Source organism: Streptomyces sp. NPDC043996 (assembly GCF_056435225.1).
Genome location: NZ_JBWKEY010000001.1, coordinates 1,001,549 through 1,026,619, shown reverse-complemented (window position 1 = coordinate 1,026,619; position 25,071 = coordinate 1,001,549). Strand labels below are relative to the sequence as shown.

General features: G+C 71.7%; 23 protein-coding genes and 1 rRNA gene. 18 read left to right on the top strand and 6 right to left on the bottom strand.

Annotated features, from left to right (window positions below):
- Positions 1-143 precede the first annotated feature (143 nt).
- The 9 genes from rrf (at position 144) to AC07A4_RS04660 (ending at position 7,708) form a co-directional block, all read left to right on the top strand.
- A 5S ribosomal RNA gene (rrf, locus tag AC07A4_RS04700) occupies positions 144-260 on the top strand.
- A 63-nt stretch (positions 261-323) separates the two neighbouring features.
- A complete protein-coding gene (locus AC07A4_RS04695) occupies positions 324-980 on the top strand; it encodes an HAD family hydrolase (protein WP_478592790.1) in 657 nt (218 codons plus the stop codon).
- Positions 981-1,036: 56 nt separating this feature from the next.
- Positions 1,037-2,284: an MFS transporter gene (locus AC07A4_RS04690; protein ID WP_478592788.1), complete on the top strand. Its 1,248-nt coding sequence runs from the start codon at positions 1,037-1,039 to the stop codon at positions 2,282-2,284.
- A complete protein-coding gene (locus AC07A4_RS04685; RefSeq protein WP_478592786.1) occupies positions 2,235-3,407 on the top strand; it encodes an acetoin utilization protein AcuC in 1,173 nt (390 codons plus the stop codon). Before AC07A4_RS04690 ends, AC07A4_RS04685 begins: the two co-directional genes overlap by 50 nt.
- A gap of 246 nt (positions 3,408-3,653) precedes the next feature.
- Positions 3,654-4,469 carry a phosphatase gene (locus AC07A4_RS04680; RefSeq protein WP_478592784.1) on the top strand — a complete coding sequence of 272 codons (816 nt, stop codon included), beginning with the start codon at positions 3,654-3,656 and terminating at the stop codon, positions 4,467-4,469.
- Between the two features lie 129 nt (positions 4,470-4,598).
- Positions 4,599-4,808: a helix-turn-helix domain-containing protein gene (locus AC07A4_RS04675; RefSeq protein WP_478592782.1), complete on the top strand. Its 210-nt coding sequence runs from the start codon at positions 4,599-4,601 to the stop codon at positions 4,806-4,808.
- 132 nt (positions 4,809-4,940) lie between these two features.
- Entirely contained in the window at positions 4,941-5,039 is a 99-nt protein-coding gene (locus AC07A4_RS04670; RefSeq protein WP_003948845.1) for a 30S ribosomal protein bS22, read from the top strand.
- A 336-nt stretch (positions 5,040-5,375) separates the two neighbouring features.
- Entirely contained in the window at positions 5,376-6,479 is a 1,104-nt protein-coding gene (locus AC07A4_RS04665) for an NAD-dependent epimerase/dehydratase family protein (protein ID WP_478592956.1), read from the top strand.
- A 14-nt stretch (positions 6,480-6,493) separates the two neighbouring features.
- Positions 6,494-7,708: a lysophospholipid acyltransferase family protein gene (locus AC07A4_RS04660; protein ID WP_478592780.1), complete on the top strand. Its 1,215-nt coding sequence runs from the start codon at positions 6,494-6,496 to the stop codon at positions 7,706-7,708.
- A gap of 174 nt (positions 7,709-7,882) precedes the next feature.
- On the opposite strand, the gene AC07A4_RS04655 is transcribed toward AC07A4_RS04660, so the two are convergent.
- From AC07A4_RS04655 to AC07A4_RS04645, 3 genes are all read right to left on the bottom strand, one after another.
- Entirely contained in the window at positions 7,883-9,091 is a 1,209-nt protein-coding gene (locus AC07A4_RS04655) for a DUF5667 domain-containing protein (RefSeq protein WP_478592778.1), read from the bottom strand.
- Positions 9,092-9,395: 304 nt separating this feature from the next.
- Positions 9,396-10,172 carry an ECF subfamily RNA polymerase sigma factor, BldN family gene (locus AC07A4_RS04650; protein WP_478592776.1) on the bottom strand — a complete coding sequence of 259 codons (777 nt, stop codon included), beginning with the start codon at positions 10,170-10,172 and terminating at the stop codon, positions 9,396-9,398.
- Between the two features lie 412 nt (positions 10,173-10,584).
- A complete protein-coding gene (locus AC07A4_RS04645; protein ID WP_478592773.1) occupies positions 10,585-11,523 on the bottom strand; it encodes an HAD family hydrolase in 939 nt (312 codons plus the stop codon).
- A gap of 159 nt (positions 11,524-11,682) precedes the next feature.
- On the opposite strand from AC07A4_RS04645, the gene AC07A4_RS04640 reads away from it, so the two are divergent.
- The 7 genes from AC07A4_RS04640 to AC07A4_RS04610 all read left to right on the top strand — a co-directional run bounded on the left by AC07A4_RS04640 (position 11,683) and on the right by AC07A4_RS04610 (position 19,559).
- Positions 11,683-11,985, top strand: a complete 303-nt coding sequence (locus AC07A4_RS04640; protein ID WP_478592770.1) for a glutaredoxin family protein — start codon at positions 11,683-11,685, stop codon at positions 11,983-11,985.
- Positions 11,986-12,328: 343 nt separating this feature from the next.
- Positions 12,329-13,084, top strand: a complete 756-nt coding sequence (locus tag AC07A4_RS04635) for a redox-sensing transcriptional repressor Rex (protein WP_478592768.1) — start codon at positions 12,329-12,331, stop codon at positions 13,082-13,084.
- The gene (locus tag AC07A4_RS04630) at positions 13,081-14,724 is read left to right on the top strand and encodes a glutamyl-tRNA reductase (protein WP_478592765.1); all 1,644 of its coding nucleotides are present in this window, start codon (positions 13,081-13,083) and stop codon (positions 14,722-14,724) included. Before AC07A4_RS04635 ends, AC07A4_RS04630 begins: the two co-directional genes overlap by 4 nt.
- Complete coding sequence (hemC, locus tag AC07A4_RS04625) at positions 14,721-15,680, top strand: hydroxymethylbilane synthase (RefSeq protein WP_478592762.1); 960 nt, start codon at positions 14,721-14,723, stop codon at positions 15,678-15,680. The genes AC07A4_RS04630 and hemC overlap by 4 nt, the downstream gene beginning before the upstream one ends.
- The gene (locus AC07A4_RS04620; RefSeq protein ID WP_478592759.1) at positions 15,677-17,338 is read left to right on the top strand and encodes a bifunctional uroporphyrinogen-III C-methyltransferase/uroporphyrinogen-III synthase; all 1,662 of its coding nucleotides are present in this window, start codon (positions 15,677-15,679) and stop codon (positions 17,336-17,338) included. The genes hemC and AC07A4_RS04620 overlap by 4 nt, the downstream gene beginning before the upstream one ends.
- 168 nt (positions 17,339-17,506) lie before the next feature.
- Positions 17,507-18,496 carry a porphobilinogen synthase gene (gene hemB / locus AC07A4_RS04615; protein WP_478592757.1) on the top strand — a complete coding sequence of 330 codons (990 nt, stop codon included), beginning with the start codon at positions 17,507-17,509 and terminating at the stop codon, positions 18,494-18,496.
- A gap of 97 nt (positions 18,497-18,593) precedes the next feature.
- Entirely contained in the window at positions 18,594-19,559 is a 966-nt protein-coding gene (locus tag AC07A4_RS04610; protein WP_478592754.1) for a zinc-binding dehydrogenase, read from the top strand.
- A 26-nt stretch (positions 19,560-19,585) separates the two neighbouring features.
- Here the strand turns inward: AC07A4_RS04610 and AC07A4_RS04605 are convergent, their stop codons facing one another.
- From AC07A4_RS04605 to AC07A4_RS04595, 3 genes are all read right to left on the bottom strand, one after another.
- On the bottom strand, positions 19,586-20,467 hold the full coding sequence (locus AC07A4_RS04605; protein WP_478592751.1) for an NAD(P)-dependent oxidoreductase: 882 nt from the start codon (positions 20,465-20,467) through the stop codon (positions 19,586-19,588).
- Positions 20,468-20,652: 185 nt separating this feature from the next.
- The gene (locus tag AC07A4_RS04600; protein ID WP_478592748.1) at positions 20,653-21,171 is read right to left on the bottom strand and encodes a DUF4232 domain-containing protein; all 519 of its coding nucleotides are present in this window, start codon (positions 21,169-21,171) and stop codon (positions 20,653-20,655) included.
- 75 nt (positions 21,172-21,246) lie between these two features.
- On the bottom strand, positions 21,247-21,975 hold the full coding sequence (locus AC07A4_RS04595; RefSeq protein WP_478592746.1) for a DUF4232 domain-containing protein: 729 nt from the start codon (positions 21,973-21,975) through the stop codon (positions 21,247-21,249).
- Positions 21,976-22,182: 207 nt separating this feature from the next.
- Between AC07A4_RS04595 and AC07A4_RS04590 the strand changes: the two genes are divergently transcribed.
- Positions 22,183-23,763, top strand: a complete 1,581-nt coding sequence (locus tag AC07A4_RS04590; protein WP_478592743.1) for a helix-turn-helix domain-containing protein — start codon at positions 22,183-22,185, stop codon at positions 23,761-23,763.
- Between the two features lie 80 nt (positions 23,764-23,843).
- Positions 23,844-25,052 (top strand): aminotransferase-like domain-containing protein, encoded by a 1,209-nt coding sequence (locus tag AC07A4_RS04585; protein ID WP_478592741.1) that lies wholly within the window; start codon positions 23,844-23,846, stop codon positions 25,050-25,052.
- The last annotated feature ends 19 nt before the right edge of the window (positions 25,053-25,071 follow it).

Below are 25,071 nucleotides of genomic sequence, written 5' to 3'. Positions count from 1 at the left end.
AAGCCTGGTAACGGGTGGAGTTGACTGGTACTAATAGGCCGAGGGCTTGTCCTCAGTTGCTCGCGTTCACTGTGTTGGTTCTGAAACCACGAACAACCCCACACTCTCTGGGTGTGGTGCGGTAGTTCACAGTTTCATAGTGTTTCGGTGGTCATAGCGTGAGGGAAACGCCCGGTTACATTCCGAACCCGGAAGCTAAGCCTCACAGCGCCGATGGTACTGCAGGGGGGACCCTGTGGGAGAGTAGGACGCCGCCGAACTCCTTTTGAGAGAAAGCCCCCGTGCCGTACGGCACGGGGGCTTTCTGCGTTTAGGGTCACGTTATGCGATATGACCTTGTCATCTTCGACAACGACGGCGTCCTGGTGGACAGCGAACCGATCTCCAACAGGATCCTCGCCGCTTATCTGACCGAGCTCGGGCACCCCACCACATACGAGGAATCCCTGCGGGACTACATGGGAGGTGCCCTTCACCGCGTACACGACCTTGTTCTGGAGCGGTCGGGGAAACGACTGCCCGAGGACTTCGACGAGGTGTTCCACGGTCAGGTCTTCGCCGCGTTCGAGCGGGAGCTTCAGCCCATGGCGGGGGCCTTTGAGATGCTGGAGAAGCTGACCGTGGACGGGGCCGCCTACTGCCTGGCCTCCTCCGGCAGCCATGAACGGATTCGGGTGGGACACCGGAAGACCGGGCTCGACCGGTGGTTCGGCGAAGGCCGCGTCTTCAGCTCCCAGGACGTGGGGCGGGGAAAGCCGGCGCCTGACCTTTTCCTGTACGCCGCTGAGCGGATGGGCGTGGCGCCGGAGCGATGCGTCGTCATCGAGGACAGCCCGCTCGGAGTGCGGGCCGCCGTCGCGGCCGGAATGGACGTCTACGGTTTCACGGCCATGACTCCCGCCGAGCGGCTGCGGGATGCCACCCGGCTCTTCGGGGACCTGCGGGAGCTCGTGGGCCTGCTGGGAGAGGAAGGCGAGTAACGCAAGTAAAGAAGGTCTCTACCCTGCGGTAGATCAGGGGCTTACGCTTCGCCGTCATGACGGAGACGCCCCGGTGGGGCAGGGCCTCGCTCGCGTTCGGCTTCCTGGTGCAAGGCGTGGCGTTCGCCCTGCTCGTGACGCGAATACCCGCGCTGCAGGAGCAGTACGGGATATCCGACGGACTGCTGCCCGTCTTCCTGGCCGCCGTGCCGGTGCTGGCCGGAATCGGCAGCGTCTGCACCGAGGGGCTTGTGAAGCGGGTGCGGCCGAGCCGGGTGCTGCGGTGGTCGCAGCCCGTGGTGCTGCTGGCGCTGCTCGGGGCCGGAGCGGGCGACGCGATAGGGGAGATCGCGGTTGCGCTCGGGGTGTTCGGCGTCGCGGTGGGGGCGCTCGACGCGTCCATGAACATGCTCGGGGTGAGCCTGCAGCGGGCGTATGGGCGCAGCATCATGCTCGGCTTCCACGCGGCGTACAGCCTGGGCGGCATCGTGGGGGCCTCGCTGGCGTGGGCGGGGGCGCACTGGGACCTGTCGCTGGTCGTGACGTATCTGCCCGTGGTCGTGGTGCTGCTGCCCGCGGCCCTCGTGGGGAGCCGTTGGTACGTCGACGGGGTCGGCGGCAGGGGAGCGGGCGCGGCGGGTGCTGGCGGGGCCACTGAGGGCCAGGAGACGGCCGGTGCCGGTGGGAGTGTGGAGTTCCGGGTGCTGTTGCCGCTGTGCCTGGTGATGACGTTCGCGTACATCGGGGACTCGACGGTGTCCAACTGGGGTGCGAAGTACCTCGAGGACGTGCTGGGGAGTTCGGAGCAGCTGTCGACGGTGCCGTACAACGTGTACATGGTGATGACCCTGGTGGGGCGGGGAGTTGGGGACCTGGGGGTGCGGCGGTTCGGGGCGGTGGCCGTGGTGCGGGCGGGCGCGGTGCTCGCGGCGGCCGGGTTCGGAGTGGTGGCCCTGGCGCCGGGGGCGTGGGTGGGGATCGGCGGATTCACGCTGCTGGGACTGGGGTTGTGCGTGATCGTGCCGCAGACGTTCGCGGCCGCTGGGCGGCTGTTCCCGGACGCCTCGGACGTGGCCGTCGCGCGGCTGAACGTCTTCAACTACGTGGGATTCCTGATCGGTTCGCCGCTGGTGGGAGCGCTGGGTGAGGCCTGGAACCATCGTGGGGCCATGGTCGTTCCTCTGGTGTTGGTGCTCATGACGTTGTGGTACGCCCGGTCGTTCGCCCCCGGACCGGACCGATACGGTGACGGTCATGAGCGGGCGCGCGCAGCTGATGTGGGACGAAGCGGTCACGGGCTATGACTTCGGCCCGGAGCACCCCATGGCTCCGGTCCGGCTTGCCCTGACCAGGAGTCTGATCGGCGCCTTCGGGCTTGACCGCGAGGTGGCCGTGGTCGCGGCGAAGCGCGCCGGCGAGTCCACGCTCGGGCTCGTCCACGACGAGGAGTATGTGGACGCCGTGAAGGCGGCGTCCGCGAACCCGGCCTCCGCGCGCGGGGAGTACGGGCTCGGTACGGAGGACGTCCCGGCCTTCGCCGGGATTCACGACGTGTCGGCGCTGATCGCCGGGCAGTCGGTCGGTGCCGCCGAAGCGGTGTGGCAGGGCGAGGCGCTGCACGCGGTGAACTTCGCGGGCGGGCTGCACCACGCGATGCCCGCGGCGGCGTCCGGCTTCTGCGTGTACAACGACGCGGCGCTGGCGATAGCGCGGCTCCTTGAGCTGGGGGCCGAGCGGGTCGCCTATGTGGACGTGGACGTGCACCACGGGGACGGGGTGCAGGCCGCGTTCTGGGACGACCCCCGGGTGCTGACGATCTCCGTGCACGAGCATCCCCGGACGCTGTTCCCGGGGACCGGGTGGCCCGAGGAGACCGGCGGTCCGGGGGCGCCGGGGAGCGCGGTGAACGTGGCGCTGCCCGCGGGGACCGGGGACGCGGGGTGGGTGCGGGCGTTTCACGCCGTTGTGCCGGAGCTGCTCGCGGAGTTCCGGCCGCAGGTCCTGGTGACGCAGCACGGCGCCGACACCCACTTCGAGGACCCGCTGGCGCATCTCGCCGTGTCGCTCGACGCACAGCGGGCGGTGCAGATCGCGTGCCATGAGCTGGCGCATGAGTACGCGGAAGGGCGCTGGGTGGCCCTCGGTGGGGGTGGGTACGCGGTGGTGGATGTGGTGCCGCGGTCCTGGACGCATCTGGTGGGCGTCGCCGCGGGGCGGGAGATCTCGCCTTCCGTGGCGGTGCCTGAGGGGTGGCGGCGGGAGGTGTTCGCGCGGACGCGGGGGGTTGCGCCTGGGCGGATGACGGATGGGCGGTGGCCGGTGGGGTGGCGGGGGTGGGAGTCGGGGTACGACCCCTCGGATCGGGTGGATCAGGCTGTGGTGGCTGTTCGGCGGGCCGTTTTTCCGTTGCGGGGGTTGTTGGCCTAGGGGGGCACGTGTGTCCTCGCGGTGCGCCCCAGGCCCGCCCCTTCCCGAAACCGGGGCTGCCGCCCCGGGCCCCGCCCACAAGCGTTGGCGCTTCGCGCCTCGTCCTCAAACGCCGGACGGGCTGAATCTCGCCCTCGAGCGCCGGACGGGCTGGTGTGCCTCGTCGTGCTGGGGGTGTTAGCCCGACTGTGCGGTGTTTCTTGGGAATTGGGGGTTTGGGGGGTGGGGGTGCGGCAGCATCGGGGCGTGTTGAGCACCGGAGCGTTGCGTGCGCATTTGCTGGCGGCCCGGCTCGCTGGGCCTGTGGCCACCTCGCGGGAGGAGAGTCTGCGGAGTTACCGGCTCTTCGCCGCCAGGGACCCGCGGATACTGCTCGGGCTCGATCCCGAATGGACCTGGGGCACAGGGGACTTGCTGAGGCTGATGGCCGACAAGTGCGGTGTGTCCGATGACCCCCGGCATACCACGGGGGCCGATGTCATCGACCCGGAACGGACGTTGGCGGCGCTCGACGCGTTCGCCGAACGGCTCCGGGAGGCCGCCCGGCGGCGGGTTCCCGTGCTCCTGGGCACCGGGCACCCCCACCGACTCCTTGGTTTCTACGCCGCGTTGGCCGATGCCCTGTCGGCGGCGGGATGCGCGGTCCTCACTCCGGCGCAGGGTCATCGTGTCGACATAACGACCCGGTTCGGCCTACGCACGTACAACCTTGACTACGTACAAGGTGTCGCGCTGGTGCGCGAACCCGGCGCGCGTCCCACCGGGAGTGAGACCGGCGCGCACAGCCACTCACCCCTGCCGATTCGGCGGGCCCTGATGGCTCAGGCCGACTCCGGAGGGGCCCTGCCCGAGCTGGTCATCGGGGACCACGGCTGGGTCTGCGGGGCAGGTCAGCTGGGGTTTGAGGCGATCGGTCTGGCGGATACGGACGATCCCGCGCTGTTCGTCGGAGAGGCCGAGGGGCGGGTGTCCGTGGTCGTTCCGCTTGATGACGCTGTGCGGTCTGATTACTACCGACCGCTTACTCGCTATGTACTCAATCGAGCGTGTCTGTCACAGTAAACGGCCGATGGTAGCTCCTCTTCCCCACTCGCATCACCCGCCCCTACTCTGGGGAGTGAGCGCACAGCGACGAGGAGTCACCGGAAGGGGAAGCCGGTGCGCGTCATGTGCGGAAGGTTCAGGTGTGTCATGGCTGCTGACCAGAGGCCTCTCAGCGAGGTTGTGTTCCTGACCGTGGCGGAGGTCGCCGCGGTGATGCGAGTCTCGAAGATGACCGTGTACCGGCTGGTACACAGCGGTCATCTGCCCGCAATCCGGGTCGGAAGGTCCTTCCGGGTCCCGGAGAACGCGGTTCACGAGTACCTTCGCGACTCATACGTGGGGGTGGAGACAGCCTGATCGACGTTCCTCGATTACAGGCTCGGCGAACGGGCGGGTAGGCTAGGCCGACGTAGGTCGTGTGGGCCCAGACGCCCCGCACCAATATCCCCGCTGGCGCGGGGATGATCCGAGAAGTGAGCGAGGGTAGTCGTGGGCTCTGTTATCAAGAAGCGGCGCAAGCGGATGGCGAAGAAGAAGCACCGCAAGCTGCTGAAGCGCACGCGCGTTCAGCGCCGCAACAAGAAGTAAGCGGCCGCTTAAGCGAGCGAGCTGGCGTACGTCGCTGAGGCCCTTCCGTCGAATGACGGGAGGGCTTCAGTGCGTTTATGGGGGCCTCCACGCGTTTGAAGTCCCCGGTGGTCGGGGGACCCGGGCCGGGCCGGATGGCGGGCCGGACTCATATGGGGTTCAACAGTTCAAAGACGGGCGAACGGCTTGATCTTTACGGAGTCGTGTGGCCGTCGTCACTTCGCGAAGCCCGCGGTCATCACAGCGCAACATCGACCCGCTAGCGTGGGCCACAGACGTCACGCGAGGCTGGAGTGGGCCGACGCGACGCGGGGCTGGGGAAAGGCGGCGCTGATCTTGGGCAAGGTCGTGCTCGTGACCGGGGTGGCCCGGCAGCTAGGCGGCAGGTTCGTCCGGCGCGTCCAGCGCGATCCCGAGGTCGACCGGGTGGTCGCCGTGGACGCGGTTCGCCCCGAGCACCATCTGGGCGGCGCCGACTTCGTCCAGGCCGACATCCGGCAGCCCACGATCACCAAGGTCCTTGCCGAGCACGCCGTGGACACGGTGGTGCACATGGACGTCACGGGCACCGCGCTCGCCGGGGGCAGCCGCGGCTCGGTCAAGGAGACCAACGTCATCGGCACCATGCAGCTGCTCGGCGCCTGCCAGAAGTCGCCGCGGGTGACACGCCTGGTGGTGAAGTCGAGTACCAATGTGTACGGCTCGGCGCCGCGCGATCCGGCGATCTTCACCGAGACGACGCCGCCCAAGTCGCTCCCGAGCGGCGGCTTCGCGAAGGACGCCGTCGAGGTCGAGGGCTATGTACGGGGCTTCGCGCGCCGTCGCCCTGACGTCGCGGTGTGCGTGCTGCGGTTCGCGAACATCCTCGGCCCGGCGGCGGACTCACCGCTCGCGGAGTACTTCGCGCTGCCGGTCCTGCCGACGGTCTTCGGCTATGACCCGCGCCTGCAGTTCGTCCACGAGGACGATGTGATCGAGGTGTTGCGGCTCGCCTCGCACGACCCGCGGCGCGGAACCCTCAACAGCGGCACCTTCAACATCGCCGGTGACGGCCAGCTGTTGCTCTCGCAGTGCGCGCGCCGCCTCGGCCGCCCGACGATGCCCGTGCTGCTGCCCGCCGTCACCTGGGTGGGCACGGCACTGCGTACGCTCGGCGTCACGGACTTCTCCCGCGAACAGATCCGGCTCCTCACCCACGGCCGCGTCGTCGCCACCCGGCAGATGCGCGAGACACTGGGGTTCAAGCCCAAGTACTCGACCGCGGAGACCTTCGCCGACTTCGTCCGCAGCCGGGGGCCTGGGCTGCTGCCGCCCGGAGCGCTCGCGGCGGCCGTCGACAGGATCGCGGCGCTGCCGTTCGCGGGCGGTGGTCCGGGGAGCGGCGCCGAGGACGGCGCCGGACGCGGAGCCGACGACAGTGCCCACCACAGCGCCAACTGAGGAGATCGTCAACGATGGCGGACGCCAAGGTCATTCCGTTCGACGACGACCGGTCGCGTGGGGCCGGACAGCGGCCGCCGCGCCGCAGGAACGCGCCGCGCCGCAAAGCCGACTCGGCGAAGGTGCGCGAGGTCACGGTGGTGCCGGGCCGCCGAAGCGGGGACGCGCCGGGCGCGGCGGAGACGGACGCGACGGTGACGGCGGGGGGCTCGGATACCGGTACGAGGACGGATGCGGAAGCCGCGCGCACGGACGCGGGGGACGCGGGGCGGTCGCGGCGTGAGGGGCGGGTCGCCCGTGACGCCCGGGACGCGGGTGGCCGCCAGGAGGAGCGTGCCGAGGGCGCGGCCGCGTCCGCGGAGGGCGGGCCCGCGCCGCGCGGCGGCGGGGGCGGCTGGGACCGGCGGATCGCCGGTGGCCTCGCGTTTCTGCGGCGGCGGCTGACGGGTGAGTACGAGGTCGACGAGTTCGGGTACGACGCGGAGCTCACCGACCAGGTCCTGATGTCGATGCTGCGGCCGATCTACGACAAATACTTCCGCGTCGAGGTCAAGGGCATCGAGAACGTGCCGAGCGACGGCGGGGCGCTGATCGTCGCCAACCACTCGGGGACGTTGCCGTGGGACGGCCTGATGATGCAGGTCGCCGTGCACGACCACCATCCGCGGCAGCGGCATCTGCGGCTGCTCGCGGCGGACTTGGTGTTCATGCTGCCGGTGGTCAACGAGCTGGCGCGGAAGGCCGGGCACACGTTGGCGTGCGCGGAGGACGCGGGGGCGCTGCTGCGGCGGGGGGAGCTCGTCGGGGTGATGCCCGAGGGGTTCAAGGGGATCGGGAAGCCCTTTGGGGAGCGGTACAAGCTGCAGCGGTTCGGGCGAGGTGGGTTCGTGTCCACGGCGCTGCGGACCGGGTCGCCGATCGTGCCGTGCTCCATCGTCGGGGCGGAGGAGATCTACCCGATGATCGGGAATGCGAAGACCGTGGCTCGGGTCCTTGGGATTCCGTACTTTCCGGTGACGCCCACGTTTCCTTGGCTGGGGCCTTTGGGGGTGGTGCCGTTGCCCACGAAGTGGACCATTCAGTTCGGGGAGCCGATCCCTACGGATGGGTATCCGCCCGAGGCGGCTGAGGATCCGATGCTGATGTTCAATTTGACGGATCAGGTGCGGGAGCAGATTCAGCACACGCTGTACAAGTTGTTGGTGCAGCGGCGGTCTGTGTTCTTCTGACGGTCGGTGTTCTGCTGGCGGTCGGTGGCCCTCGCGGGGCGCCCCAGGCCCGCCCCTTCCTGAACCGGGGGCCGCCGCCCCCGGGCCCCCGGCTCAACCGCATTGGCGCTTCGCGCCTCGTCCTCAAACGCCGGACGGGCTGAAATGCCTCGCCGCTGCGCGGCTTGTCCTCGTTTACGTCTGGTCTTCGCCTTCGATTCCCAGTTCTGGGAGGAGGCCTGGGATCAGGGGCGGCAGGGTTACCTCTGGGTTGGCGGGCTTGGGGTGGGGGTTGGGGTTTTCTGGGCTGGTGGGCTTGGGGGTGGGGGCGTCCGCCTTTGGTGGGTCGATCAGGCCGTCGGTGACGCCGGGCAGCAGGCCGTCGCTCTCCTTGTGGGAGGGGGAGGGCGGCTTCGGCTTGCCCGGGGTGCGGTGGGGCTGGGAGTCGTCCGAGGCGTGCGGGGAGGCGGGGCGGTCCCGGTGCGGGGCGTCGGGGGCGCTCTCGCGGGGGCGGTCGTCCGGTGCGCGGTGCTTGCCGCCGGGGGCGCGGGGGAGCAGGGAACGCAGCGGTTCGACTTCCTGCTCCATGGCGTCGAAGACGGAGGTGACCTCCGCGCCGACGTCGCCGAGCTGGACCGGGAGCTTGGCGCGCAGGTCGCGCCAGCTGGCGCCGTGGGCCTTGGCGAAGGAGGAGAGGGCCTGGATGGGGCCGAGGGAGCCGTCGCGCTGGTAGGCCTGGGTGAGGAGGCGGTGGCCTTCCGAGGCGTCGTGGCGCATGCCGGACAGGGCGCGGCGGATCTCGCCGAGCGACTCGTGGTCGAGGTCGCCGGAGCGGGCGCGCTCCATCAGGCGGCGGGCCTCGCTGAAGCGGGTCGAGGCCTGGTCGAGATAGATCTGGCCGCGGTCGGTGTCGTTGTCGGCCATGCCGAGCTTGAGGTCTTCCATGCCGCGTTTGAGGCCGTAGAGCGAGTCTCCCGGCAGCGCGTCGTTGCTGGCGGCGGCGATGCCGCCGAAGGCGCCGGCGGCGACGCCGACGGTGAGCCCGCCCGCGGCGATGCCTTTGGACAGGCGGGTGCGCGGCTTGAGCTTCCGCAGGGCGCGGTGCGCGCCTTTGCGGGAGCGCTGGCGTGGTACCGCTGCGCCGTCGCCCGTGGTGCCTGCCGCCAGCATGGCCTCCATGGCCGCTACCAGCTGGGCCCGCTGTACCACCTTGACCTCCGGGTCCAACTCCGGCTTCGGGAGTTGGGCCAGGCCGTCGGCGAGCGCCAGGAGGCGGTCGCCGACGGCCGGTCCGGGAGCGGCGGAATCATCGGTCTTGTCGGCCGCCGGGTCCTGGCCGGAGAGCTCCTCCAGGGCCTGGGCGAAGGCGTTCGCCCGCCGGTGGGCCGATACGTTCGCGATCACTGGCGGCACCTCCTCTCGTCATGACGTCGACTCCCCAGGGGGTCCTGAGGGTTGCACGTCCTGAACGCTTCCACACGATCGAGTGAGCGGAGGCAGTCAGGCCGCGACCACAGGGAGCCTGCATCCCGCACAACGAGCGTCGCGGCACTTGGGTTACGGACGGAGGATGATCGGACCGCGAAAGAATGAGGTGCCGCCGCGACGGCCATCTGGCCGCCACGGAGGGTGAGTTGGCCGTCGCCCGGTGTGCTGGACCGGGGGCGGCGGGCCGCTCGGTCGCCGGGTCCGGGCGGTCAGCGGGCCGTCAGCGGGCGTCGTCCGGGAGGAGCCGGGCGAGGGTGCGGACCGCTCGGTACTGAAGGGTTTTGATCGCACCTTCGTTCTTGCCCATGACGCGCGCGGTCTCGGCGACCGAGAGGCCCTGGAGGAAGCGCAGCGTCACGCACTCCTGCTGCTGCGGGTTGAGGCGGCGTACGGCGTCGAGGAGCGCGGCGTTCGACAGGGACTCGAGGACGGAGTCCTCGGGGCTGCGTTCGACCTCGTTGGCGTCGAGCATTTCGCCGGTGGTCACTTCGAGGCGGAACCGGCTCGATTTGAAGTGGTCGGCGACGAGGTTGCGGGCGATCGTGACCAGCCAGGCGCCGAAGTCGCGGCCCTGCCAGGTGAAGGTGCCGATCCTGCGCAGGGCGCGCAGAAAGGTCTCGCTGGTGAGGTCCTCGGCGGTGGCCTTGCCGCCGACGCGGTAGTAGATGTAGCGGTAGACGGTGTCGCTGTACTGGTCGTAGAGGCGGCCGAAGGCGTCGGCCTCGCCCGCCTGGGCGCGTTCGACGAGGTCCATCATGCGGGCGCTGTCGCTGTCCGCGGCGGGGCGGCGAACGGTGGCGGATGCGGCGGCGCCGGAGCGCGCGCGTCTGCTCACCGCGGCACCGCCGTCCGCCAGGGCGTAGCACGGCCCGGCGGGTGCCGGGACGGCGAAGGCGGGGACGGCGTACGCGGTGGGGACGAAGCCGCGCAGGCGGTCGAGGACCGTTGCGCGGAGCGTAGCCAGGCCCGAGGCGTCAACCCCGACGTGTGGGTACACGGGACTCCCAGAGGCAGAGCTTCCATCACGTTCAGTGCGGGACCGTTCACCCGTCGTAGCGACGTGCGAGGTCCGGTATGCGTCTGAGGAGAATAACGCTTCGTACAGGCAGCGCTACACCCAGTTGCTCAAATCATCGATTACGTCGCTTCTCTTACCGATCGGCGGTCGGTCAAGTACCGCTTATTGAACGTTTGTTGATCGGATTAGCGCGCATTCGGGCTGGGCGTGGAGCGTGTTGTGGCCGAGTCGCACGAACGGGACTGGCGGGAGGCCTGGCGGGTAAGAGACAACGATTGCCGTTGTGTTCGCGCACGTGACACTGCGTGGCGAAGGCCGCGCGCAGCCTGAGTGGCTCGGCGGTGGGTCAGTGGCGGGGCAGTGCCGGGTCAGTGGCGGCCGCGGTGCCGGGTCAGTGGCGGCGGCGGTGCAGGGCGACGGCCGCGGCGGCGCCGCCCGCGAGCGCGCCCACGCCGGCGGCGGCCGGGATGCCGACCTTGGCCGCCTTGAGCCCCGTGCGGTAGTCCCGCAGGCGCCAGTCGCGGGCGCGGGCGTGCTTGCGCAGCTTGGCGTCGGGGTTGATCGCGTACGGGTGGCCGACGAGCGACAGCATGGGGATGTCGTTGTGCGAGTCGCTGTACGCGGCGCAGCGGCCCAGGTCCAGGCCCTCGGCGGCGGCCAGGGCGCGCACGGCCTCGGCCTTCGCGGGGCCGTGCAGGGGCTCGCCGACCAGCTTGCCCGTATAGACGCCGTGCATGGACTCGGCGACCGTGCCGAGGGCGCCGGTCAGACCGAGGCGGCGGGCGATGATGGTGGCCATCTCCACGGGGGCCGCGGTGACCAGCCACACCTTCTGGCCCGCGTCGAGGTGGGCCTGGGCGAGGGCGCGGGTGCCGGACCAGATGCGCTCGGCCAGATAGTCGTCGTACACGGCCTCGCCGATGGAGATCAGCTCGGCGACGCGGTGGCCCTTGACGATGGACAGGGCGCTTTCGCGGGCGTCCTGGAGGTGTTCCGGATCCTCTCCCGCGAGCCGGAACCAGGCCTGCTGCCAGACGAAGCGGGACAGCTCGCGGCGCTGGAAGAACTTCCGCTTGTACAGACCCCGGCCGAAGTAGAAGATCGCCGCACCCTGGAGGACGGTGTTGTCGAGGTCGAAGAAGGCGGCGGCCTTGTCGTCGCCGACGACCGGGAACTCCGGGGCCGCGGCGTCATCGGGCGCCGGGGCGGGGGCGAGGTCCTCCAGCTCCCGTGAGGACTTGCGCGCGGCCTCCGCCGAGGCCTCGCCTGCCAGGACGCTGCGCGCGGTGGCGGAGCGCCTACGGGGGTGGAGCCAACGCAGAGTGGCCATGCCGTCGAGCATAGCCACTCTGTTCGGTTCCCCCATGAATGCAAGGATTCGAACCCGTCAACTCGCTGTGTCGCGCTGGTCACAGTGGGACGTCCACGACGTTCACGATGTTCACGACGTGCGCGGGGCGCGCGGAGCACTGAAGAGGAAGGTGGCGGCATGAGCCCGCTTTTTCGCAGGTCGGCCCGGTCGGACGCGACGAAGGGGACGCGGCCTGCCCCCGGTGATCGCCTCGTCACGCTGATCGGCAAGCCCGAGTGCCATCTGTGCGAGGACGCCGAGGCGGTCGTCGCGCGGGTGTGCGGGGAGCTCGGCGTGCCGTGGGAGAAGAAGGACATCACCGAGGACGAGGCGCTGCACCGGGAGTACTGGGAGCAGATCCCGGTGGTGCTTGTGGACGGGGAGCAGCACACGTTCTGGCGGGTGGACGCCGGGCGGCTGCGGCGGGCGCTGACCGGCTGAGCGCGGGTGCCGGGGCCCCGGCCGGGACCGATGGCCGGATCTGGCGTCCGGGGCTGTCCGGAAAGTCGTTTAGCATCGGGGGCGGTTTTCAAGGTCTCGGGGGCGTGGATCGTGAGGAGTGTGTGCGGTTTTGCCCCCGTCGGGTGAGTGTCGTTCCTGGCTGCGCGCCGGTTCCACACAAGTGCGCCAGGAGCGCGTGACGCCGGTCACGTTGGCCGGGCAAATCGGACACCATCTTTGTGCACGCGTTCACAAAGACATAGCCTGCATCCGACGGGGCGGTCCTGGGACACGACGAGTGGCGCACGCCCGCCCGCAGCCCCGCTCTACCCGCAGGAGCACCGTGGCAACTGGCCGAACTCACCGACCGGCGACCCGTAGCCGAGGGATTCCCGAGGCCACCGTCGCCAGGCTTCCGCTGTACCTGAGGGCGCTGACCGCACTGTCGGAGCGCTCGGTGCCCACGGTCTCCTCCGAGGAGCTCGCGGCGGCCGCGGGGGTCAACTCCGCGAAGCTGCGCAAGGATTTCTCGTACCTCGGTTCGTACGGCACGCGGGGTGTCGGCTACGACGTCGAGTACCTCGTCTACCAGATCTCCCGTGAGCTCGGACTGACGCAGGACTGGCCGGTCGTCATCGTCGGCATCGGCAACCTCGGCGCGGCGCTCGCCAACTACGGCGGGTTCGCCTCGCGCGGGTTCCGCGTGGCCGCCCTCATCGACGCCGACCCCGCGATGGCGGGCAAGCCCGTGGCCGGGATGCCGGTGCAGCACACCGACGACCTCGAGCGGATCATCAGCGACAACGGCGTCTCCATCGGTGTCATCGCCACCCCCGCCGGTGCCGCGCAGCAGGTGTGCGACCGGCTCGTCGCCGCGGGCGTCACCTCCATCCTGAACTTCGCGCCGACCGTCCTGACCGTCCCGGACGGCGTCGACGTGCGCAAGGTCGACCTCTCCATCGAGCTGCAGATCCTCGCCTTCCACGAGCAGCGCAAGGCCGGCGAGGAGGGCTCCGGCGACTCCGCCGCCGCGCCCGCCGCCTCCCAGGAGCAGCGCAAAGGGCCCGACGGGGACGTCCCCGCCGTGATGCCCGCATGAGCCTTCTCGTCGTCGGCCTCAGCCACCGCAGCGCTCCGGTGAGCGTGCTCGAGCGGGCCGCGCTCACCGCTGGCGCGCAGGCCAAGCTGCTCCAGGACACGCTCGCCGCCGAGCCCGCGGCGGAGGCCGCCGTGCTCGCCACCTGCAACCGCATCGAGCTGTACGCGGACGTGGACAAGTTCCACGCGGGCGTGGCCGAGCTGTCGACGCTGCTCGCGCTGCGCAGCGGCGTGAGCCTGGAGGAGCTCACTCCTTATCTGTACGTGCACTACGAGGACCGGGCCGTCCACCACCTGTTCTCGGTGGCGTGCGGGCTCGACTCGATGGTCGTGGGCGAGGGGCAGATCCTCGGCCAGATCAAGGACGCCCTCGCCCGCGCGCAGGACCTGCACACCGCGGGGCGGCTCCTGAACGACCTGTTCCAGCAGGCGCTGCGGGTCGGCAAGCGGGCGCACTCGGAGACCGGCATCGACCGGGCCGGGCAGTCCCTGGTGACCTTCGGCCTGGAGCAGCTCGCCGGGCGCGAGCCCGTGGACGTGTGGGCCAAGGGCAAGCGCGCCCTGGTGATCGGCGCGGGCTCCATGTCCTCGCTGGCCGCGGCGACCCTCGCCCGCTCCGGCGTCGACGAGGTCGTGATCGCCAACCGCACCTTCGAGCGGGCCGAGCGGCTCGCCCAGATCCTCGTCGAGGGCGGCACGGGCGTGACCGCCCGCGCCGTGCCGATGGCCGACGTGGCCACCGAGTTGACACGTGCCGACGTGGCCGTGTCCTGCACCGGCGCGACGGGCCTGGTCCTGACGGGCGCCGACGTCGCGGCGGCGGTGTCTGGCCGTACCGCAGTAGCCGACTCCCCGGCGGACGGCGGCGCGGGACACGTCTGCCCCGACGACGCCTGCGTCATCACGCCCGCCGACGCCCCCGACGCCCCCGAAGCCGCCGACGCCCCCGGTGCCGTACGGCCGGACACCGGCGCGGGCATCGGTGAGGCCACCGCGTACGAGCGGCACGGCGCCCTTGTCGACAACAGCCCCGCGGTCGGCGGCGCCTCCGTGCCCCGGGCCGCGACGGCCGTGGCCCGCGCTCACCGCCACCTCTCCCGTGGCGTCGCGCTCGCCCTCCTCGACCTGGCGATGCCCCGTGACATCGACGCGGCCGCGCACCGGATCGCGGGCGTCCGGCTCGTCGACATCGAGTCGCTCGCGGAGGCCTCCGCCGACGCGCCGATGGCGGCCGACGTGGACGCCGTGCGCACGATCGTGTCCGACGAGGTCGCCGCGTTCGGTGCCGCGCAGCGCGCCGCGCACGTCGCGCCGACCGTGGTGGCGCTGCGCACGATGGCCGCTGACGTCGTGACCAGTGAGATCGCCCGGCTCGACGGGCGGCTGCCGGAGCTCGGCGACAAGGAGCGCGCCGAGATCACGCAGACCGTGCGCCGCGTCGTCGACAAGCTGCTGCACGCGCCGACGGTACGGGTGAAGCAGCTGGCCAGCGAGCCCGGCGGCGCCGGGTACGCGGACGCCCTGCGCACCCTGTTCGACCTCGACCCGGAGACGGTCGCGGCCGTGTCCAGGGCCGACCACCTGAGCGCCAACGGCGCCAAGCACAACGAGAACGACAACCCCAAGCGAGGCCTGGCATGACCGAGAAGGCGTATCGACTCGGGACCAGGCGCAGCAGACTCGCCCTGGCCCAGTCCGGTCAGGTGGCCGAGAAGGTGCGGCAGCTGACGGGCCGCCCCGTCGAGCTCGTCGAGATCACCACGTACGGCGACACCTCGCGCGAGCACCTCGCGCAGATCGGCGGCACCGGTGTGTTCGCGACCGCGCTGCGGGACGCGCTGCGCGCCGGTGAGGTCGACTTCGCGGTGCACTCGCTGAAGGACCTGCCGACCGCGCTCCCCGATGACCTGGTGCTCGCGGCCCTGCCGCCGCGCGAGGACCCGCGGGACGCGCTCGTCGCGCGCGAAGGACTCACCTTCACGGAGCTGCCGAGCGGCGCGAAGGTGGGCACCGGATCGCCGCGGCGTGCCGCGCAGCTCAACGCCTATGCCCGCGCGCACGGCATGTCCATCGAGACCGTGCCGATCCGCGGCAACGTCGACACCCGGATCGGATTCGTGCGTGACGGCAAGCTCGACGCCGTCGTCCTGGCCGCCGCGGGCCTCAGCCGCGTGGGCCGGATCGGCGAGGTGACCGACTTCCTGTCGGTCGACATGGTTCTGCCCGCCCCCGGCCAGGGGGCACTGGCGATCGAGTGCGCCGCGTCCGACGCGGACCTGATCGCCGCGCTCGCCGAGCTCGACGACCCGTTCACTCGGGTCGCCGTGACCGCCGAGCGCGCCCTGCTCGCCGCCCTGGAGGCCGGTTGCAGCGCACCTGTCGGTGCGTTGGCCGACCTGTTGGCCGACGGGCAGATTGTCAAGGAAATGCGCCTGCGCGGCGTCGTCGGTGCCACCGACGGCTCGGCGCTGGTGCAGCTGTCCACCACCGGTCCCGTGCCCGAAACGGAAGACCAGGCGACGGCGCTCGGGCGGGAACTCGCCGCCGAGATGCTCGCCAAGGGCGCGGCCGGTCTGATGGGGGAGCGAGCACTTTGAGCCCCACCTCGAACTTTTCCGGCCTTCCCGCACACGGGCACGTCACCTTCCTCGGTGCCGGACCCGGAGATCCGGGACTGCTGACCCTCCGCGCCGTCGAGGCGCTGGCCCGAGCGGATGTGCTGATCGCCGAGCCGGATGTTCTCGATGTCGTGCGTGTGCATGCCCGAGGGGGTGTGGACACACCTCTCCCGGACGCGACTGACGGCACGTCAGAAAGCCTGCGGGGCCCGACGTCCCAAGCCGCCGCCAATCTTGTCATGGCGGCCGTGCGGGGCGGCAAGCGGGTCGTGCGCGCGGTGACCGGGGATCCCGGTCTGGACACGGACGCCGCCGACGAGATGCTGGCCTGCGCCGCCGCGGGCATCCCCTTCGAGGTGGTGCCGGGCATCGCGGCCGCGGTCGGCGTGCCCGCCTACGCGGGGGTGCCGCTGCGCGACCCGCAGGGCACCGACGTGCGGTTCGTCGACGCGCGCACGGCGTCCGACCGCTGCTGGAGCGAGGTCGGCGCCTCTGACGGGACCGTCGTGGTCTCCACGTCCCTGGACTCCGTCGCGGCGGCCGCCGGTGAGCTGGTGTCCGCGGGGCGCAAGCCCGACACGCCGATGACGGTGACCATCGCCGGTACGACGACGCGCCAGCGCACCTGGACCGCGACGCTTGGCACCGTCGCGCAGGTCCTCAAGCAGGCGAAGGTCCTCCCGTCCCCCGACGGGGGCCGGTCCGTCATAGCCGTGGTCGGCGAGCGTTCCGCCGCCGCCCAGCGCGACCAGCTGTCGTGGTTCGAGTCGAAGCCGCTCTTCGGGTGGCGGGTCCTCGTACCGCGTACGAAGGAGCAGGCGGCCTCGCTCTCCGACCAGCTGCGGTCGTACGGGGCCGTGCCGCACGAGGTGCCGACGATCGCCGTCGAGCCGCCGCGCACGCCCCAGCAGATGGAGCGCGCCGTCAAGGGCCTGGTGACCGGGCGCTACGAGTGGATCGCCTTCACGTCGGTCAACGCCGTCAAGGCGGTGCGGGAGAAGTTCGAGGAGTACGGGCTCGACGCCCGTGCGTTCGCGGGCATCAAGGTCGCGGCCGTGGGCGAGCAGACGGCCGCCGCGCTCATCGCCTTCGGCGTGAAGCCGGATCTGGTGCCGAGCGGCGAGCAGTCGGCGGCGGGCCTCCTTGAGGACTGGCCTCCTTATGACCCCGTCTTCGACCCGATCGACCGGGTGTTCCTGCCCCGGGCCGACATCGCCACCGAGACGCTCGTCGCCGGGCTCATCGACCTCGGGTGGGAGGTCGACGACGTCACCGCCTACCGGACGGTGCGCGCTTCGCCGCCGCCCGCCGAGACGCGTGAGGCGATCAAGGGCGGCGGGTTCGACGCGGTCCTGTTCACGTCGAGCAGCACCGTGCGGAACCTGGTCGGCATCGCGGGCAAGCCGCACAACGTGACCGTCATCGCCTGCATCGGGCCCGCCACCGCGAAGACCGCGGAGGAGCACGGCCTTCGGGTGGACGTGATGGCTCCGGAGCCGTCCGTGCACAAGCTGGCGGCGGCGCTCGCGGAGTTCGGGGCGCGGCGGCGGGTGGCCGCGCTCGAGGCGGGGGATCCGGTGACGCGGCCCTCCGAGCGGCGGCCGGGGGCGCGCAGGCGGCGGGCCGCCGCGCCGTAGCCTTGCCCTCGCGGGTGCGCCCCAGGCCCGCCCCTTCCCGAACCGGGGGCTGCCGCCCCCGGCCCCCCGCTTAACTGCATTGGCGCTTCGCGCCTCGTCCTCAAACTCCCCCAAGCTCTTAAGGAGCAGGGGGGACCCCCTCGACGGGCTGAACAACGAGGTGAACACATGAGCACGTACGGTTCGTTTCCCGGCTCGCGGCCCCGGCGGCTGCGGACGACCCCCGCGATGCGGCGCATGGTCGCCGAGACGCGGCTGCACCCGGCCGATCTGATCCTGCCCGCGTTCGTGCGGGAGGGCGTCAGCGCGCCGGTGGAGATCGCGTCCATGCCGGGCGTCGTGCAGCACACCCGGGACACCCTGAAGAAGGCGGCCGTTCAGGCGCTGGAGGCCGGGGTCTCCGGGATCATGCTGTTCGGGGTGCCGGAGGAGTCCAAGAAGGACGCCCTCGGCACGCCGGGTACCGACCCGGACGGGATTCTCCAGGTCGCCATCCGCGATGTGCGGGCCGAGGTCGGGGACGACCTGCTCGTCATGTCCGACCTGTGCTTGGACGAGACGACGGATCACGGGCACTGCGGGGTGCTCGACAGCGAGGGCCGCGTCGACAACGACGCCACCCTGGAGCGGTACGCCGAGATGGCGCAGGTGCAGGCCGACGCGGGCGCGCACGTGGTCGGGCCGAGCGGGATGATGGACGGTCAGATCGGCGTCGTCCGGGACGCCCTCGACCAGACGGGGCACGAGGACGTCGCCGTGCTCGCGTACACCGCCAAGTACTCCTCCGCGTTCTACGGCCCGTTCCGGGAGGCCGTCGGGTCCTCGCTGCGGGGCGACCGCAAGACGTACCAGCAGGATCCGGCCAACAGCCGCGAGTCGCTGCGGGAGCTGGCGCTCGACCTGGAGGAGGGCGCCGACATGGTGATGGTGAAGCCCGCCGGGCCCTACCTCGACATCCTCGCCAAGGTCGCCGAGCGCGTGGACGTGCCCGTCGCCGCGTACCAGATCTCCGGCGAGTACGCGATGGTCGAGGCCGCCGCCGAGCGCGGGTGGATCGACCGTGACAAGGCGATCATGGAGTCGCTCCTCGGGATCAAGCGGGCCGGGGCGAACATGATCCTCACCTACTGGGCCACCGAGGTGGCGCGGGGCCTCTGAGCGGGTCCTCCCGGACGGCGCTTGACCTCAACTTTGGTTGAGGGATCAAGGTGGTGTGCGTCAAGACGTACACGTCCCGTGTCCAGGAGGACTTCAGATGCACGCCGTCGTACTGCGCGAGTTCGGGCCCGCCGAGAACCTCCGCTACGAGACCCTTCCCGACCCCGAGCCCGGCCCCGGCCAGCTGCGGATCTCCGTACGGGCGGCGGGAGTCCACTTCATCGAGACCGTGATGCGGGCGGGGGCGGCCAGCGACCTCGCGCCGCCGCTGCCCGAGCTCCCCGCCGTCTTCGGCGGGGAGGTCGCGGGCGTCGTCGACGCGGTCGGCCCCGGCGTGGACGGCTCCTGGCTGGGGCGGTCCGTGGTGACCGCCTTCGGCACGCCTGGCGGCTACGCCGAACTGGCCGTCGCCGACGCCGGGCAGGTCTACCCGCTGCCCGACGGGCTCGGCTTCCAGGACGCCGTCGCCATGGTCGTCACCGGCGCCACCGCCGTGGGGCTGCTGGACATCGCCCGGCTCACCGCCGACGACGTGGTGCTCGTGACCTCCGCCGCCGGGGGCGTCGGGCGGCTCGTGGTGCAGCACGCGCTCGCCGTCGGCGCCACCGTGGTCGGCGCCGCGGGCGGCGGCGCCAAGACCGACGCCGTGCGCGCGCTCGGCGCCGCCGCCGTCGACTACCGGCGGGACGGCTGGGACGACGCCGTACGGGATGTGCTCGGCGGCGCGGCCCGGCCGGTCAGCGTCGTCCTGGACGGCGTCGGCGGGGCGCTGGCGGCCACCGCCGCCGAACTGCTGCGCGACGGCGGGCGGTTCGTGTCCATCGGGGCCGCTTCGCAGGTCGACTTCAAGCCCGCGGGGGACCGGGTCCGCTACGTCAACGCGCTGCACGACCTCCTGGCCCGCCCCGAGGACAGGGCCGGCTACATGCGCCGCGCCCTGGACGCGGGCGCGCGCGGCGAGCTCGTGCCCGCCGTGCAGTCCTTCCCGCTGGCCCACGCCGCCGAGGTGCACGCCGCCCTGGAGCGCCGGGAGACCACCGGCAAGGTCGTGCTCGTCCCCTGAGGGTTCGCGCCTTGAGGGGGGAACGCCTAGCCCCGCTTGAGGAGTTCGGCCAGGCGTGACAGGCCGTCCGCGCCGTGTCCCTGCTCGACCGCGCGGTCGAGGAGGGGCTGCATCCCCTGGAACAGCTCGTCGCTGACGCCCGCCTCCGCGAACGCGGCGAGCAGGTTCGGGAACGCCGCCTGGTTCACCTCCAGGCTGGACACGTCCGTCAGGTGCTGCCCGGACTCCAGGGCCGCCGCCGTGCCGGGCACGAGGCCCCGCGTCATCGCGACGACCCAGTCGGAGAGCAGCGGCGCGAACTCCCGCGGCGGCACTCCCGCTTCGCGGGTCAGCGCGAACGCCTGCGTCACGCCCTGGATCATGCCGTACATGCCGGTGAGCAGCGACAGGTCCCACAGCGCGGCGAGGCCCGCGTCCTCGCCGACCCACTTGGTGTCGGCCATCGCGGCCAGCGTCGCGCGGTGCTCCTGGAACGCCTTCTCGTCACCGCTGTAGAGGATGTACGCGCCCGGCGTCGCGATCATCGGCGGGATCGCCATGATCCCGGCGTCGACGTAGGCGATGTCGTGCTTCGCCGCCCAGGCCGCGAGCTCGCGGGCCTGCGCCGGGGTGCCGTTCGTGGTGTTCACCAGGGTCTTGCCGCGCAGCTCCGCGGTGAGCGGCTCGAAGAGGTCGCGGACGTGGTCGTTGAGGGTGAGGCAGGCGATCACCAGGGGGCTGGCGGTGACCGCGTCCAGGGGCGTCTCGGCGGGGGTCGCGCCCTGGGCCGCGAGGGGGCCCGTCTTGGCCGCCGTGCGGTTCCAGACCGTGGTGGGGTGGCCCGCCCTGAGCAGCGCGGCCGCCAGGGCGCTGCCCATGTTGCCGAGACCGAGGACGGAGACGGGCGGCTTGGGGGACGCGGAGGACATGGGGCTCCTTGAGGAAGGCGGGGGGTGGGTGGAGGGGTGTCTGGGTGGATCGAGGTGATGCCTCGATCCTCTGGCCCCGCGATCCTTTGAACAAGTACCGACTAAATAGTGGGGTACTTACCAAAACGTAAGTGAAGAGGCTGCGCCCGCGAACCAGGGGGAGGTTCGCGGGCGCGGGGCGTGGACTACCAGACGAGGGCGTCGGCCGCCGACGTCTGCCAGTAGGTGACGAAGGCCGAGCTGTCCACGTACACCCCGCCGGCCGGGAGCTTCGGGTGCGTCGTGGAGCCCGCGCCGCCGTTCGCCGCGCGGTTGGCGAACAGGACGCCGAGCTTCTTGGCCTGGTAGCCGTCCGCGCCCTCCGGCGACGACGTGCCGATGCCCGCGTACGCGGACTGGCCCGGCTTCAGCGTGACGACCGCCTGCGGCTGGCTGTCCTGGAGGATGTGCGTGGCGGACTGCGCCTGGTCGAAGCGCAGGTACGGGGCGTGGTAGGCGTAACAGGTCTTCGTGCCCGTGTTCTTGGCGGTCAGGAGCAGGTGATTGATCGGGCGGTCGACCTCCTTGACCGTGACCTTGGTGGTGGCGGAGGTGCAGGCGACGGGGGCCGCGGCGGCCTTGGCCGGGGCGGCGGTCGCCGACGTCCCGGCGAGGGCGGTGAGGGAGAGCGCCGCGGTGAGGGTGACGAGGGCGATCTTGCGCATGGTGAGCCTGTCTTTCTGGGTTTGAGTGGTGAGGTGGTCTGGTGGTCTGTTGGTTTGTCGGTCCGCTGGACTTGGTCAGTTGAGTGCGTCGGTCGAGCTGGTCAGCCAGTACGTGACGCGCAGGCTGTCGTCCACGTGGACGCCCTTCGCCTGGAGCGCGGCCGTGGCCAGCTGGTCGCTGCCCTCGAAGCCGATCTCGAGGCTCTGCGCGGTGCGGCCCTCTCCGCCGCTGCCGTCACCGGCGGAGAGGATCACTCCGGCGTAGCCCTTGGCGCCCGGCTTGAGCGAGGTGACCGCCTGCGGCTTGGTCTGCTCCATGACCGGCGGCACGGACTGCGCGCCCTCGAACTTGACCCGCGGATAGCCCTTCAGGTCGCACATCTTGGAGCCGGTGTTGGTGACCGTGAGGAGCATGTAGTTGAGGGGACGCTGGACCGGCGTCGCCGTGACCGAGGTGTTCGCGGCCGAGCAGGGCACGCGGTTCGCGGGGTCGTACGGGTCGGAGCCCTCGGAGCCCTTGGACCCCCCGGAAGCTTTGGCACCGGACGAGCCCTTGCCGGTGCTCCCCGAGGAGTCGGCGCCGCCGTCCCCGGACGTCCCCGAGGCCGCGCCGGAACCGCTGGCTCCGCCCGGCTCCGCGGACTTCCGCGGGTCCTTGTCTGCGGCCGACTGCCCGGGCTTCGCGGCGCCCTCGTCCCGGGTGCCGTCGCCATCGCCGCCGCACGCCGTCAGCGAGAGCGCGGCGACCGCGAGCGCCGCGGCGGCGAACAGACGGGTACGGGAACGGCGGTGGGGCGCACGCATGGCTGGTCTCTTCTCATGTGATGGGTTAGACGCACGCCGCTCTGCGGGCTTTTCGGGAGCGGCGTGCTTGTATGACCCACAGCTTGTGCGGCGCTTCGTCCCAGGAGCCAGCGTTGCTGGCGCCTTCGGGACGCTGGAACGTTCGCATGGGCCCTGACCTGGGGGAACAGGCGTTGCTTGGAATGGCGGCACGGGATGGAGGACGGCGTGGGGGCGGGCGATCTCGCGGAGTTGCTACGAGAACTGAAGGGAAGGTCCGGGCTCAGTTACGGGGTCCTCGCCAAGCGGCTGCACGTGAGCACGTCGACGCTCCACCGCTATGTGAACGGCACGGCGGTGCCGACGGAGTTCGCCCCGGTGGAGCGCCTTGCCCGGCTGTGCAAGGCCACGCCGGACGAGCTGATGGAGGTCCACCGGCGGTGGATCGTCGCCGACGCGACCCGGGGCCGCAAGGCGGAGCCGTCCGAGGCCGACGCGACGCCTCCGGCGGCGAACGGACCCTCGGCATCCGGGGCCGCCGACCCCGCCGGGACCACCACCCGGCCCGACGCCACCGCGTCCGAGGCCACCGCGTCCGAGGCCGCCGCTGCCTTGGACGAGGCACCGGCACCGGCGTCGGCACCGGCACCGACGTCGGCGGAAGCCTCGCCAGGACCGGAGCTCTCGACGGGTTCAGCGTCCCCGGCGGCGGAGCGCGGCCCCCGCACACCGGCGTCGGCCCTGGACGAGCCCGGACCGGCCCGCGCGGGCGGTGACGAGCGGCAGCCGCGCGCCCGCACGCCGCGTACCAGGCGACGGCAGCTCGCCGCGCTCGCCGCCGTCGGTGTCGTCCTCGCCCTCGGCGGCACGGCCCTCGCCCTGCACGGGCTGTCCGACGGCTCCGGCGGCTCCGACGGCGACCGCAAGAGCTCATCCGTGGGCCAGGGCCCCCGTGGGGCGACCGAGGGCGCGCCGTCCGGCAAGGACGAGAAGGACCCCTCGGGCAAGCCCTCCGCCACGTCCTCCGCGCACCCCTCCAAGAAGGGCGGGAAGGGCGAGGACAAGGGCGACGCGGACGGCGCCGGAGGTGTGAAGGGGAGCGGGACGGGCGGCGAAGGCAGCGAAGGCAACGCCCCGGGCTCCGGCGGCAAGGCCTCCGAAGGCTCCTCCGCCCGCGCCCCCGTCACCGTGTCCACCCAGTCCCAGCACTGGGACTCCCCCTGCGGGCGCCCGTACGTCATCCCGAGGACCCCGGGCCGGCTGCCCGCGCCGCCCAACGAGCAGGACGCCGCGGGCTGGGTGTCCGCGTTCGGCGCGGTCTCGGCCGAGCAGCAGGAGGTGAAGTTCACCGTCCAGGGCACCGGCAAAGAGACCGTCGTCCTTGAGTCCTTGAACCTGCGCGTCGTCGACAGGAGCACACCGCCCGGCTGGAACAAGTACCTCATGGGGTTCCTCGGGGTGGGCTGCGGCGGCAACGTGCCCAAGCACCTCTTCAACGTGGAGCTGGACAAGGGGCGGCCCGCCCTCGTCCCCGAGGGCGACGACTTCCCGTTCAAGGTGAGCGAGAGCGACCCCGAGGCCTTCTACGTCACCGCCTACGCCAAGTCCCGCGACGTGCGCTGGTACTTGGAGCTGGGGTGGTCCAGCGGCAACCGGCGCGGCACGCTCGTCATCGACGACGAGGGCAAGCCGTTCCGCACGACCGCCGCCTCGGACGACCGCCTGTACGGCTACACCATCGAGACCAGGAAATGGGTGAAGGCGTGGCGCAAGCCGGACGGGGGAGACGGGTACGAGTGGGAGAAGTAGGGCGCACGTCCGCATCGCGAAACGACTCCTGTAACGGCCACCCGGACGCTTAGGCTGCGTCACAACCGAAGGAGCCGCCGATGACCGCCCCCGCCCATGCGCCCAGCACCGCGCCCGTCCCCGCTCTCGCGGCCCGAGCCGCCGCCGTCGGCGGCTCGCCCGTACGGGACATCCTCGCGATCACCGCGCGCCCCGAGGTCATCAACTTCGCGGGCGGCCTGCCCGCCCCCGAGTTCTTCGACGGCGAGGGCGTCGCCGCCGCCTACCAGGCCGTCCTCGCCGCGCGGCCCGGGCAGGCGCTCCAGTACTCGACGACGGAGGGCGAGCCCGCGCTGCGCGGCCGCATAGCGGCGCGCCACACGGACCTCGGGCTGGCCACGGACGCCGACGACATCCTCGTCACCAGCGGCTCCCAGCAGGCCCTCTCGCTCCTCGCCACCGCGCTCGTCGAACCCGGCGACACGGTCCTCGTCGAGAACCCCTGCTACCTGGCGGCCCTCCAGGTGTTCGCGTTCGCCGGGGCCCGCGTGGTGGCCGTGCCGGGCGACGAGCACGGCATCGACCCGCAGGCCCTTGAACGGCTCGTCGCCGAGCACCGGCCGAAGCTCCTGTACCTGGTGCCGACGTTCCAGAACCCGACCGGGCGGACCCTGCCCGCCGAGCGGCGCGCGGCGGTCGCCGAGGTCGCCGCGCGGTGCGGCCTGTGGCTCGTCGAGGACGACCCGTACGGGGAGCTGCGGTTCGAGGGCGAGCGCGTGCCGTGGCTCGCCGCCCACCCCGGCGCCGAGGACCGCACCGCGCTGCTCGGCAGCTTCTCCAAGGTGATGGCGCCAGGGCTGCGGCTCGGCTGGCTGCGCGCCCCCGCCGGGCTGCTCCGCGCCTGCGCCATCGCCAAGCAGGCCGCCGACCTGCACACCCCCACCGTCAACCAGCTCGCCGCCGCCTGGTACCTGGAGCGGTACGACCTGGGCGCGCACGTCGCACGGGTGGCGTCCGCGTACGGCGAGCGCCGGGACGCGATGCTCGCGGGGCTCGCGGACGCCCTGCCCGAGGGCTCCACCTGGAACCGCCCGGAAGGCGGCATGTTCCTGTGGGTGCGCCTCCCTGACGGCTACGACGCCACGGCGCGCCTGCGCACCACCGTCACCCACGACGTCGCCTACGTCCCCGGCGCCCCCTTCTACGCGAACACCCCCGACCCGGCCACCCTGCGCCTGTGCTTCGTCACCCAGACCCCGGAGGAGATCGCGGAGGGGCTGCGGCGGCTGCGGGCGGGGCTCGCTGGCTAGGCCGAACAGACTGAGGCCC

Excerpts from the sequence above, each read along its gene's own strand:
- AC07A4_RS04690 (WP_478592788.1), top strand. The coding sequence starts at position 1,037 with ATGACGGAGACGCCCCGGTGGGGCAGGGCCTCGCTCGCGTTCGGCTTC.
- hemB (WP_478592757.1), top strand. The coding sequence starts at position 17,507 with ATGAGCACGTACGGTTCGTTTCCCGGCTCGCGGCCCCGGCGGCTGCGG.
- AC07A4_RS04695 (WP_478592790.1), top strand. The coding sequence starts at position 324 with ATGCGATATGACCTTGTCATCTTCGACAACGACGGCGTCCTGGTGGAC.
- AC07A4_RS04610 (WP_478592754.1), top strand. The coding sequence starts at position 18,594 with ATGCACGCCGTCGTACTGCGCGAGTTCGGGCCCGCCGAGAACCTCCGC.
- AC07A4_RS04600 (WP_478592748.1), bottom strand. The coding sequence starts at position 21,171 with ATGCGCAAGATCGCCCTCGTCACCCTCACCGCGGCGCTCTCCCTCACC.
- AC07A4_RS04595 (WP_478592746.1), bottom strand. The coding sequence starts at position 21,975 with ATGCGTGCGCCCCACCGCCGTTCCCGTACCCGTCTGTTCGCCGCCGCG.
- hemC (WP_478592762.1), top strand. The coding sequence starts at position 14,721 with ATGACCGAGAAGGCGTATCGACTCGGGACCAGGCGCAGCAGACTCGCC.
- AC07A4_RS04605 (WP_478592751.1), bottom strand. The coding sequence starts at position 20,467 with ATGTCCTCCGCGTCCCCCAAGCCGCCCGTCTCCGTCCTCGGTCTCGGC.
- AC07A4_RS04685 (WP_478592786.1), top strand. The coding sequence starts at position 2,235 with ATGAGCGGGCGCGCGCAGCTGATGTGGGACGAAGCGGTCACGGGCTAT.
- AC07A4_RS04640 (WP_478592770.1), top strand. The coding sequence starts at position 11,683 with ATGAGCCCGCTTTTTCGCAGGTCGGCCCGGTCGGACGCGACGAAGGGG.
- AC07A4_RS04585 (WP_478592741.1), top strand. The coding sequence starts at position 23,844 with ATGACCGCCCCCGCCCATGCGCCCAGCACCGCGCCCGTCCCCGCTCTC.
- AC07A4_RS04660 (WP_478592780.1), top strand. The coding sequence starts at position 6,494 with ATGGCGGACGCCAAGGTCATTCCGTTCGACGACGACCGGTCGCGTGGG.
- AC07A4_RS04630 (WP_478592765.1), top strand. The coding sequence starts at position 13,081 with ATGAGCCTTCTCGTCGTCGGCCTCAGCCACCGCAGCGCTCCGGTGAGC.
- AC07A4_RS04645 (WP_478592773.1), bottom strand. The coding sequence starts at position 11,523 with ATGGCCACTCTGCGTTGGCTCCACCCCCGTAGGCGCTCCGCCACCGCG.
- AC07A4_RS04675 (WP_478592782.1), top strand. The coding sequence starts at position 4,599 with ATGGCTGCTGACCAGAGGCCTCTCAGCGAGGTTGTGTTCCTGACCGTG.